Source organism: Vibrio sp. PNB23_22_6 (assembly GCF_052877535.1).
Genome location: NZ_JBNFXP010000033.1, coordinates 19,593 through 30,837, shown reverse-complemented (window position 1 = coordinate 30,837; position 11,245 = coordinate 19,593). Strand labels below are relative to the sequence as shown.

8 protein-coding genes are annotated in these 11,245 nt (G+C 44.7%); 2 read left to right on the top strand and 6 right to left on the bottom strand.

What is annotated here, in order from left to right:
- Nucleotides 1-323 precede the first annotated feature (323 nt).
- Nucleotides 324-1,214 carry an HTH-type transcriptional activator IlvY gene (ilvY, locus tag ACVA54_RS18315; protein WP_119464482.1) on the bottom strand — a complete coding sequence of 297 codons (891 nt, stop codon included), beginning with the start codon at nucleotides 1,212-1,214 and terminating at the stop codon, nucleotides 324-326.
- Between the two features lie 142 nt (nucleotides 1,215-1,356).
- On the opposite strand from ilvY, the gene ilvC reads away from it, so the two are divergent.
- A complete protein-coding gene (ilvC, locus tag ACVA54_RS18310) occupies nucleotides 1,357-2,841 on the top strand; it encodes a ketol-acid reductoisomerase (protein ID WP_119464483.1) in 1,485 nt (494 codons plus the stop codon).
- A gap of 269 nt (nucleotides 2,842-3,110) precedes the next feature.
- Here ilvC and ubiK read toward each other — a convergent pair whose 3' ends face one another.
- The 4 genes from ubiK to ACVA54_RS18290 form a co-directional block, all read right to left on the bottom strand.
- On the bottom strand, nucleotides 3,111-3,362 hold the full coding sequence (gene ubiK, locus ACVA54_RS18305) for a ubiquinone biosynthesis accessory factor UbiK (protein WP_099079105.1): 252 nt from the start codon (nucleotides 3,360-3,362) through the stop codon (nucleotides 3,111-3,113).
- Nucleotides 3,363-3,494: 132 nt separating this feature from the next.
- Nucleotides 3,495-6,617, bottom strand: coding sequence for a multidrug efflux RND transporter permease subunit VmeD (gene vmeD, locus ACVA54_RS18300; RefSeq protein ID WP_446582039.1), 3,123 nt, complete (start codon nucleotides 6,615-6,617; stop codon nucleotides 3,495-3,497).
- Nucleotides 6,618-6,628: 11 nt separating this feature from the next.
- Nucleotides 6,629-7,735 carry an efflux RND transporter periplasmic adaptor subunit gene (locus tag ACVA54_RS18295; RefSeq protein WP_446582037.1) on the bottom strand — a complete coding sequence of 369 codons (1,107 nt, stop codon included), beginning with the start codon at nucleotides 7,733-7,735 and terminating at the stop codon, nucleotides 6,629-6,631.
- A gap of 18 nt (nucleotides 7,736-7,753) precedes the next feature.
- Nucleotides 7,754-8,335, bottom strand: a complete 582-nt coding sequence (locus tag ACVA54_RS18290; RefSeq protein WP_099079231.1) for a TetR/AcrR family transcriptional regulator — start codon at nucleotides 8,333-8,335, stop codon at nucleotides 7,754-7,756.
- Between the two features lie 170 nt (nucleotides 8,336-8,505).
- Here ACVA54_RS18290 and rep point away from each other — a divergent pair, with 170 nt between their 5' ends.
- Complete coding sequence (rep, locus tag ACVA54_RS18285) at nucleotides 8,506-10,521, top strand: DNA helicase Rep (protein ID WP_099079108.1); 2,016 nt, start codon at nucleotides 8,506-8,508, stop codon at nucleotides 10,519-10,521.
- A 73-nt stretch (nucleotides 10,522-10,594) separates the two neighbouring features.
- Here rep and ACVA54_RS18280 read toward each other — a convergent pair whose 3' ends face one another.
- The gene (locus tag ACVA54_RS18280; RefSeq protein ID WP_099079109.1) at nucleotides 10,595-11,008 is read right to left on the bottom strand and encodes a c-type cytochrome; all 414 of its coding nucleotides are present in this window, start codon (nucleotides 11,006-11,008) and stop codon (nucleotides 10,595-10,597) included.
- Between the last annotated feature and the right edge of the window lie 237 nt (nucleotides 11,009-11,245).

The window sequence follows — 11,245 nt, the reverse complement described above, 5'->3', positions numbered from 1 at the left end:
GGTTCGAGTCCCGTCCGCTCCGCCATTTATTCAGACAAAGCCCTAGCAGCAATGCTAGGGCTTTTTCGTATGTGTAATATTTGACTAGCATTCCCAAAGCGTTTTGTATTAATAACTGGCTTTTAATATCGGCCTAAATAAGTCTTTTATGCTCTTTACTGACTAGAATCATTAGTAAACTATATAACATTAGGCTCTAAAGTTATGGCTTTGAGAGCTTGTTACCTAATTATTTCCAAAGCTATTTTCCTAGAACTCGAATTAATAACAGAGTTCTGAATCCTGTATCTTGAGGTCACTTGAGCATAGAGATATCGTCCTTTCTATAAAGAAATATATTTGCTCTCAGCAACTTCCCATAGTGCTTTTACTAACGGATTTTCAAGTTGGCTTTTTGCACAGCAGACACCGAGCTCAAATGGCTTGATTGGTAGGACTTTGAGTCTGTTGATCTTTTCTCTTACTGGACTATTGTTGATTACTACATCTGGAGCAATACCGACACCACACCCTAGAGCTACCATGCTAACAATCGCTTCGTGACCAGCAACTTGTGCATAGATATTTGGTTTAATCTTCATCTGTTTAAACCAAACATTCGCTCTTTCTCTTGCTGTCCCGGCTTCAGGGAGAATAAACGGAATTGCAGCCCAGTCTGGTCTATCTTTTTGTAACTCTTCAGCGAAGGTGCTTACTCCAAGCGGAGCTATTACAGACAGCGGTATTTCACTAATGGGTTCGAAGGCGACTTTAGCGGGTAGTTGGTCTGGTTTTGCAGATATTGCAATATCTGCCTCGTCGGACAAGATTTTATCGATGGCTTGCGCTGGATCGCCTGTCGATAGTTTGAACTCAATGAAGGGGTGTTGCAGACGAAATTCAGAGATCAGTTCTGGCAAATGGCTATAGCTTGCAGTGACGGAGCAAAAGAGTCGTATCTCGCCTTTTAATTCATCCTCAGTTCCTTTTATATGGCTTTGATACTGCTGCCATTCACTGATAATTTTTAAAGCAACGGGTAATAGCTTTTTACCTTGGACGGTTAATTCCACGCTTCTGTTATCACGCAGAAATAGTAGTTGATGAGTTTCATCTTCGAGTTTTTGGATCTGTCGACTCAAAGCTGATGGGCTAATGTGCATTGCTGATGCGGTCTTAGCAAAGCTTTTACTGTCACACAGATGAATGAACAGTTGCAGGCTTTTGATATTCATTAAATCGTCACTTCCATGTTGCATAAATTGCAATGATTAATTGTGAATATATCACTTTCAGCAACAGAATGTCTGTTTTAGTATGACACCATTCGGTAAGAGAAATGCCGACCTCTATGGAAGAATGTTAAGGAGCACCAAGATGGCTAACTATTTCAATACTTTAAACCTACGCGAGCAGCTAGACCAATTAGGTCGTTGTCGTTTCATGGACCGCAGCGAATTTGCAACAGAAGCGGATTACCTGAAAGGTAAGAAAGTCGTTATCGTTGGTTGTGGTGCTCAAGGCCTAAACCAAGGTCTAAACATGCGTGACTCTGGTCTAAACGTAGCGTACGCTCTTCGTCAGGCAGCGATTGACGAGCAGCGCCAGTCTTACAAGAACGCAAAAGAGAACGGTTTTGAAGTAGCAAGCTATGAAACGTTAATCCCAGAAGCAGACCTAGTAATCAACCTTACGCCAGACAAGCAGCATACAAACGTTGTAGAAACGGTAATGCCGCTAATGAAGCAAGGCGCTGCACTAGGTTACTCACACGGTTTCAATGTGGTTGAAGAAGGCATGCAAATCCGTAAAGATCTAACGGTTGTTATGGTTGCACCTAAATGTCCAGGTACAGAAGTACGTGAAGAGTACAAGCGTGGTTTTGGTGTTCCAACACTGATTGCAGTTCACCCAGAGAATGACCCTAAAGGCGAGGGCTGGGATATCGCTAAAGCATGGGCTGCAGGCACTGGTGGTCACCGTGCAGGTTGTTTAGAATCTTCATTCGTTGCAGAAGTTAAATCTGACCTAATGGGTGAGCAAACTATCCTATGTGGCATGCTACAAGCCGGCTCTATCGTATGTTACGAGAAGATGATCGCTGACGGCATTGATCCAAGCTACGCAGGTAAACTACTTCAGTACGGTTGGGAAACCATCACAGAAGCACTGAAATTCGGTGGCATCACACACATGATGGACCGTCTATCAAACCCTGCGAAAATCAAAGCATTCGAGCTTTCTGAAGAGCTGAAAGAGCTAATGCGTCCGCTTTACAATAAGCACATGGATGACATCATCACAGGTGAGTTCTCAAGCACTATGATGGCTGACTGGGCAAATGATGACGCAAACCTTCTAGGCTGGCGTGAAGAAACAGGTGAAACGGCGTTTGAGAACTACCCAGCAGGTGACGTTGAAATTTCAGAGCAAGAGTACTTTGACAACGGTATCCTAATGGTTGCAATGGTTCGTGCCGGTGTAGAGCTTGCGTTTGAAGCAATGACCGCTTCTGGCATCATCGATGAATCCGCGTACTACGAGTCACTGCACGAACTACCGCTTATCGCCAACACAGTAGCACGTAAGCGTTTATACGAAATGAACGTAGTAATTTCAGATACAGCAGAGTATGGAAACTACCTTTTTGCAAACGTAGCAACGCCGCTACTGCGTGAGAAATTCATGCCTTCAGTATCAACTGACGTGATTGGTAAAGGTTTAGGCTTAATATCTAACCAAGTTGATAACGCAACGCTAATCGCTGTAAATGACGCTATTCGTAACCATCCGGTTGAGTATATCGGTGAAGAGCTACGTGGGTACATGACGGATATGAAGAACATCGCGGTAGGCGGCTAATTATTTGCTTTAAGGTTCCATTTCGGTGTCGAAGGTGCTCATTTAGTATCGTAAACACCGAGCCTTCTCCTAGAAATGAAACCTTAATTCTGCGTAATTCGCTAACTGAAGTGAGCAAAGAACTCCAGACAGATTGGGGTCAATAAATACAACATATAACACAACATCTAAATAAAAGGCTTGGTCTCCGTTGACCAAGCCTTTTTGTTTTTTTTCAATTATCAAGCCTGACATTGGAAAAACGCTTCAACTAGAGGAGCATTTTAGAACTATTTATCAGCTAGCTTTTCTTCAAGCGCGGCTAATTTTCTTTCCATTTCGGTCAGTTTTTGACGTGTCCGGAGTAATACTTGAGTCTGAACATCAAACTCTTCACGGCTTACAACGTCGAGCTTGTTAAGTTGGCCTTGGATAACTTGTCGAACTTTCTGATCGACGTCAGCGCCTAGCTCTTTGACAGGTTGCGGCATTGAGTCGTGAATTTGTTTAGCGATTTGCTCTAATTTCTTTGGGTCAAACATAGTGGCTAAAACTCCTTTTGATTTGCCCACATTTTATGTAAATGATACGTGAATGTCGCCATTTTAGATGACAAAAAAGAGAGTGGTCATAAAAAAGGTCACCGAAGTGACCTTGTTCTTAGCTTGTGACGCTTATTTGTTTCCTGCTAACTCGCGATGAGCCGCTTTTGCTTCATCTACTCGCGCTAACTTTTCCAGGTCTTTGTCTTCAACAAACACTGGTAGTGGCTTGTGTTTCTCAGCAAGGTAGCTGTAAATCACAGGCAGTACGAATAGCGTAAACAGTGTACCGATTGCTAGGCCAGCAACGATGACGATACCGATACTGAAGCGTTGAGCGGCACCAGCGCCTGTCGCGTACATTAGTGGAATAAGGCCCGCGATCATGGCAGCCGTTGTCATTAGGATCGGACGAAGACGAACTTTCGCCGCTTCCATTACTGCATCGATACGCGATAGCTTGTTATGTAGCTGCTCTTCTTTCGCAACCTCACAGATCAAGATACCATGCTTGGTAATTAGACCAACGAGCGTGATCAGGCCGACCTGTGAGTAGATGTTCATTGTTGCTGTTCCCCAGGCGAGCGCAATCAATGCACCACAAATCGCTAGCGGAACCGATACCATGATCACAATTGGATCGCGGATGGATTCAAACTGAATCGCCAGTACTAGGAAGATGATTGCTAATGCCAAACCGAATGTTGCGTAGAGTGCACTACCTTCGGTTACAAATTGACGCGCTTCACCCATGTAGTCATGGTTGTAGCCTGCAGGCAATTTGTTTTGAGCAATATCTTCAAACCAATTGATTGCATCACCCATCGCGATGCCTGGTGACGGTACCGCACCGACCGTTGCTGAGTTTAGCTGGTTAAAGTGGGGCAGTGAGCGAGGCTCAGCAACTACATCAATGGTAATTAAGCTGCCTAGAGGCACCGCTTCCCCGTCAACCGATCGAACGTAATAGTTCTTCATCGACTCAGGGTTTAGACGCCATTTTCGCTCTACTTGAGGAATCACCTCATATGAACGGCCATTTAGGTCGATACGGTTTACGTAACCGTCCGCCATCATGGTACTTAGCGTTACGCCGATGTCTTGCATGGTCACGCCGTAAGCGCCAGCTTTATCCTTATCGATGCTGATCTTCATCGTGGCTGAATCGTAGTTAAGATCAAGATCTGAGTACACGAACATCGGGCTAGTCGATACGTTAGCGAGAATATCACTGGCAATAGTAAACAAGCTTTCGAAGCTGTTTGGCGTAGTGATCACGAACTGAATCGGTAGGCCTGAGCCAGCGCCAGGTAGCTCTGGCATCTGGAAAGCCGTGACAGACATTCCAGGCACGTGAGACACCAGTTCACCAACGCGCTTAGTGATTTCTGCCTGACTTGCTTCACGCTGACTCCAAGGTTTTAGTGTCGCGAGACCGAACGCTTGGTTTGAGTTTGGAACACCGTTAAACACCTGTGCGTACTCTACTTCTGGCTGATCAGACAGAATTTTGTTTACGTCATTCATGGTGTTTTGGATGTAATCCAAGTTCGCGTTTGATGGAGCGGTACCCAACAGAACCACAACGCCTTTATCTTCAGAAGGTGCGAGCTCACTTGGAATGAACTTAAACAGAACCGGTAAGCTAGCAAAGACGATGACCGCAAATGCCATAATCACGGGACGATGTGCCATTACAGCTCTCAACATCTTCTCGTAGCGATTGGTCATGCCATCCAATATGCGGTGCACTTTTTGTTCGAACTTGCTCGGTTGTTCGTTAGCTTTGAGCATTTTTGAACACATCATCGGAGACAATGTTAGTGCGATGATACCTGAAACAAACACCGCTCCAGCTAGTGTTAGCGCGAATTCTTTAAATAGTGAACCCGTAATGCCCCCCATCAGTGCGATTGGCGCATAAACGGCACCCAAGGTTAGTGTCATCGCAATAACCGGAATCGCAATTTCACGCGTACCAATGATTGCCGCACGGAATGGTGATTCACCTTCTTTAATATGACGGTCAACGTTTTCTAGTACAACGATTGCGTCATCCACCACCAGACCGATGGCGAGTACCATTGCCAGCAGCGTCATCAAGTTCCAAGAGAAGCCCATCGCCTGCATGATCATCGCAACACCAATCAATGATAGTGGGATAGTAACGATAGGGATGATTACTGCACGGAATGAACCTAGGAACAGGGTGATCACAATTAGTACGATCACAGCGGCTTCGACAATCGTTTTCACAACCTCGTGAATCGATTCATTGATCGCTATGGTTGAGTCGTACATCACGTTCATTTTGATGTTACTTGGCAAGTTGCGTTCAAGTTGAGGCAACAGCTTCAGTACATCAGTTGCGATGTTGATAGGGTTTGCACTTGGTGCCGCATTGATTGCTGCAACCACAGCTTCCTTGCCGTTTGCACTAGCGCGGTAAACATCGTGACTCTTTGCTAACGAGACTTTGGCAATATCACCAAGGCGTATCACGTCACCGTCGCCTGTCTTCACAACTAGCGCTTCAAGTTCAGCAACGTTAGATACCTGAGTATCCGCGCTACCGTTATAAAGAACGAATTCACCCGTTGCTTGGCCAGTTGCCGACTGGTAGTTGTTTGCGTTCAGAACGCCCATTACATCCGTCGCAGCCAGCTTAAGAGCCCCCATTTTCGCCGGATCTAGCCATACGCGAAGTGCGTATTTCATGCCACCGTAAAGGTCGACTTTTGATACACCGTTTACCGTGAACAGTTGCGGGTTGATTACACGTTCAAGGTAGTCGGTGATCTGGCTTGAAGACAACTCATCACTGGTGAAACCAATATACAGTACTGCAGTTGTTGAACCAGTCGACATGGTAACGGTAGGGTCTTCCGCTTCTTTAGGAAGCTGAGATCGTACGGAGTTTGTTTTCGCCAAAATGTCAGCCAACGCTGCATTTGGGTCCGTGTTCAGCTTCATGTTAACGGTAATGGTTGAAGTACCTAAAACTGAAGATGAAGTCATGTAATCGATATTATCGGCTTGAGCAACAGCTTGCTCCAAGGGCTGAGTAATAAATCCTTGGATCAAGTTAGCACTTGCACCGTAATAACTGGTGGTGACGGTAACCACCGTATTTGTCATTTCAGGGTATTCGCGAACCTGCATTTTGAACACAGCTTGTAAACCAAGCAACGCAATCAAAAAACTGATCGATACCGCCAGAACTGGACGTTTAATAAAAACATCAGTAAAGCGCATGATGCCTCCAATTAAAGCATTGGTGTTACTGTAGGTAGGGTAAGGGCATCATCTTCAACGATGCTTACTTTAGCGTGATTGCTCAAACGGATTTGACCTGATGTCACTACCACATCTCCTGGTTTTACACCGTTTAAGATATGCGCGATGTCTTTGGTACGTTCACCTACTTTGACAACATGTTGCTTAACGCGTTTTTCGCCATTTTCGTCCGTCACGATGTATACGTTATCACCGTACAAGGTAAAGGTGATCGCAGTTTGTTGCAGTGTTACTTGGTTCTCTAACTTCGGCAAAATGATATTTGCTCGCGCAAACATGCCACTACGAAGCTTACCATCACTGTTTGGAATGTCTGCTTGAACTTGGATTAGACCACTCTGTACGTTAACCGCCGGTTCGATTGCTGAAATTGACCCTTTGAAAGACTTATCCGGATAAGCATCAACAAAGATATCTACCTCTTGGCCTAGTGTGATACGAGAGATATCAGTTTGAGGTACGGTAAAACGCAGACGCATTACGCTTGTATCTTCTAGTCGTACAATATCAGTGCCTGTTTGTAGATACTGACCAAGGTAAACATTACGAATACCAACGACACCAGCAAAAGGAGCTTTGATTTCACGACGGTCGATGGTCGCTTTTAGACTTTCGATATCCGCTTTAAGTGAGAAGTAATTTGCTTCCGCTTCATCGTACGCTTCTTTAGAGATAGAGCCTTTTTTGAAGAGGCCTTGGTAGCGTTTGTATTTCGCTTGAGCAGCAGGTAGTTTTGCTTGAATGCTTTTTAGGTTTGCCTTTTCCACATCAGAGTCTAGATGAACCAAAGGTTGGCCTTCTTCAACTTGTGTGCCTGAATGGAAAGTGATTTTATCAATCACACCACTGGTTTCGTTAGCAATCGTAACCCCTTGGTTTGGTTCGATAAAGCCAATTGCTTCAATCACCGGTATCCAGTCTACCGCTTTTACTTCCGTGACCGTTACAGGAAACTCTGGCTCCGGACGATTCGCCATGTATTCAGCAATTTTCTGTTGCTTGAATAAGTTGAAACCTATCACGCTCCCAAATAGGAGAATTGCGATAAGTAACATAAAGAAAGTCCACTTTTTCATTCTTATAAGAACTCCAAGTTAGTGTTTAATAATTGCATCCCAACTGGCCTCAATGGTTGCTTCCAACGCATCGTCATCCAATTGATAAAACCCCAAAGCATGTTTTCTAGCAAGTGCGACACAAGCTTCAAAACTTAACCCTGAAAGAATTTCGTTATCGAGGGGTTTGAAAACACCCTCGGCTTTGCCTTGATCAAAAAGGCGATTTACTTGGGCAAACATTTGTCGTTCAAGTTTCCGTGTATTTTTACGATTTGCACAGGGTAATGATTCATATTGGACACGACTGCTTATTATGTCTGAATTTGAACCAGCTAAGCGCCAAATATTGAGCCACATAGTACAGTAACGTTCTTTCAAGGCCATGTTGTCATGAACATCTGCCTGAACAGCGTTCGCAATACGTTTGGTTACGTTAAGGCGAACTTCCTCTAAAAGATGTTCTTTATCTGAGAAATAACGATAAATTGTACCTGCCGCAACACCAGCCTCAGCCGCAAGCTTGTGCATAGAAAGGCCGTGAAAGCCTGATTCCGCAATCAAACGTTCTGCGGCAGCAATGATTTGCTCGTATTTATCGCCAGTAGTGTTATTGGTCATAACCCCATCACCAAATGAATGAACGTTCATTCATTATAGCTTGATTCCTAGTTGGAAATACAACAGAGTGTTGCAAATGTCAGCGTAAACTTTACGTGAAAATGACCGTAGATTTCATACGATCGCCCCTTTATCATAGGCACCACTATTTCCACCCACAGAGAATTGTTATGAAGCTGAACCCTAGACAAGACGAAGCCGTTAAGTACGTATCAGGCCCATGCTTGGTACTTGCAGGGGCTGGTTCGGGTAAAACTCGTGTAATTACCAATAAAATCGCTTATTTGGTTCAGCAGTGTGGTTACAAGGCTCGTAATATCGCAGCAGTCACCTTTACCAACAAAGCCGCGCGTGAGATGAAAGAGCGTGTTGGTCAAACATTAGGTAAAGCGGAAGCGAAAGGGTTAATGGTTTCGACCTTTCACACTTTAGGTCTTAATATCATCAAGCGTGAATACAAAGCGCTTGGGCTAAAGTCCGGTTTCTCGTTATTTGATGACCAAGACCAGTTAGCATTGCTAAAAGAACTGACAGAAAAGCAGTTGGATGGAGACAAAGACTTGTTACGTCAATTGCTAAGCTGTATTTCTAATTGGAAGAACGACATGTTGTCGCCAGAGCAAGCTAAAGCGCAGGCAAAAGGTGAGCAGCAACAGTTATTTGCTTTCTGCTTTGAGATGTACCAAAAGCAGATGAAGGCTTATAACGCGCTCGACTTTGATGACTTGATACTGATGCCAGTATTATTGCTGCGAAATCATGAAGAAGTGCGCCAGCGTTGGCAGAGTCGTATTCGCTACCTGTTGGTGGATGAATACCAAGATACTAATACCAGTCAGTATGAATTGGTAAGATTGATTGTGGGTGAGCGAGGGCGCTTGACTGTCGTTGGTGATGATGACCAGTCTATCTACTCGTGGCGTGGGGCGAAGCCGCAAAATTTGGTGCTGCTTGGTGAAGATTACCCAAATCTGCGTTTGATTAAGCTAGAGCAGAACTATCGCTCGACGAGCCGTATTTTGCGTGCGGCAAATATCTTGATCGCCAATAACCCACACGTATATGAAAAATCTCTGTTCTCAGAAATTCCAGACGGTGAAAAACTCAAGGTACTATTGGCGAAAAATGAAGAGCATGAAGCCGAGCGTGTCACCGGAGAGTTGATTGCACACCGATTCCTGAATCGTACTGAGTATAAAAATTACGCGGTGTTATACCGAGGGAATCATCAGTCACGTTTGATTGAAAAGTCACTGATGCAGAACCGAGTGCCATACAAGCTGTCTGGTGGTACGTCTTTCTTTGCCCGTTCAGAAATCAAAGATATCATGGCTTATCTGCGAGTACTGGTGAACCCTGATGATGACAATGCCTTTCTACGTATTGTGAACACACCTAGACGTGAAATTGGCCCTGTTACTTTAGAAAAACTAGGCAGTTACGCCAACATGCGCGGTAAGAGTCTGTTTGAAGTCAGTTTTGAAATGGGGCTTGAGCAGCACCTTACTGGTCGTGGATTGGAAAACCTGCGCCGCTTTACTCACTGGTTAGTAGCGATCGCTGATCAAGCTGAGCGAGGTGACACCGTTGAAGCCGTGCGTTCGCTGGTTCGAGATATTCACTACGAAGACTGGTTGTATGAAACTTCTGCCAGCCCAAAAGCGGCGGAGATGCGAATGAAGAACGTATCGGAGCTTTACTCTTGGATCGTGTCGGACCTCGAGGGGGATAACTACGATCAGGAAGAAAAAACGCTAAAAGAAGTGGTTCAGCGGTTAACTCTACGCGACATGATGGAGCGTGGTGAGGAAGATGAAGACAGCGACGCGGTGCAGCTAATGACGCTTCATGCATCAAAAGGTCTAGAGTTCCCGTTTGTATACTTGATCGGTTCGGAAGAAGGGATATTGCCGCACCAAACCAGTATTGATGAAGACAACGTCGAAGAAGAGCGTCGCTTGATGTACGTCGGTATTACACGTGCGCAGCGCGAGCTGACTTTTACGATGTGTAAAGAGCGTCGACAGTTTGGTGAATTGATTAAACCGACCCAAAGCCGTTTTTTGGATGAGTTACCATTTGATGATGTGGAATGGGAAATCAACAAAAAGCCAGTCTCCCAAGAAGAGCGCATGGCGAAAGGACAAGCACATATCGCCAATTTACGTTCAATGTTTAAGAAATAGCGTTATCGTCGATGACGGCACAAAACAAAAAGGCTTGCCATTTGGCAAGCCTTTCTCATTTCTAAATGATGGTTTATAGGTCTTTGATCATGTGGTCGATGGCTGCAATGATTTCATCATCAGAACAGTCCATACAGGAGCCTTTTGCTGGCATTGCGTTGAAGCCTTGAATCGCGTGATCGGTCATTACATCTTTGCCTTGAGCAATACGTGGAGCCCAATCAGCAGCATCGCCAGTTTTTGGTGCGCCACTCACACCAGAAGCGTGACAAGCAATACAGAACGTGCCGTAAACAGAAGCGCCATCGCGTGGTCCTGTTGGCTCTGCTTTTACAGGCTCTGCACCAGCTAGATACACATCACCGACAGGTTTGATGCGCTCTGCGATCGCATCGTATTCAGTTTGGCTGATGTCAGAAGCTAAAGCTGCCGTAGAAAAAGTTAAGGCAGCGAACAAAACGCTAATCATTCGTCGAGACATATCCATTAAACCCACTTCACATTCCCGAGGTAAGTGACTTACCTATTTATATAGTTAGAGTATTGAGACCAGTTCGAAAAATATTCGTAAAAATTTTCTCGAGAGGCGTAAATTGATTAAACAACAACGTCGCAGCTGTTAAATCAATGTAAATAATGGGTGATTATATCCCGATAAGTTGTTGCAATAAACCACAAGTTATCCACGACAGGGCGTGAATCACACCAAAAAGCCAGTTGTCAG

Excerpts from the sequence above, each read along its gene's own strand:
- ACVA54_RS18295 (WP_446582037.1), bottom strand. The coding sequence starts at position 7,735 with ATGAAAAAGTGGACTTTCTTTATGTTACTTATCGCAATTCTCCTATTT.
- ubiK (WP_099079105.1), bottom strand. The coding sequence starts at position 3,362 with ATGTTTGACCCAAAGAAATTAGAGCAAATCGCTAAACAAATTCACGAC.
- rep (WP_099079108.1), top strand. The coding sequence starts at position 8,506 with ATGAAGCTGAACCCTAGACAAGACGAAGCCGTTAAGTACGTATCAGGC.
- vmeD (WP_446582039.1), bottom strand. The coding sequence starts at position 6,617 with ATGCGCTTTACTGATGTTTTTATTAAACGTCCAGTTCTGGCGGTATCG.
- ACVA54_RS18280 (WP_099079109.1), bottom strand. The coding sequence starts at position 11,008 with ATGGATATGTCTCGACGAATGATTAGCGTTTTGTTCGCTGCCTTAACT.
- ACVA54_RS18290 (WP_099079231.1), bottom strand. The coding sequence starts at position 8,335 with ATGACCAATAACACTACTGGCGATAAATACGAGCAAATCATTGCTGCC.
- ilvY (WP_119464482.1), bottom strand. The coding sequence starts at position 1,214 with ATGAATATCAAAAGCCTGCAACTGTTCATTCATCTGTGTGACAGTAAA.
- ilvC (WP_119464483.1), top strand. The coding sequence starts at position 1,357 with ATGGCTAACTATTTCAATACTTTAAACCTACGCGAGCAGCTAGACCAA.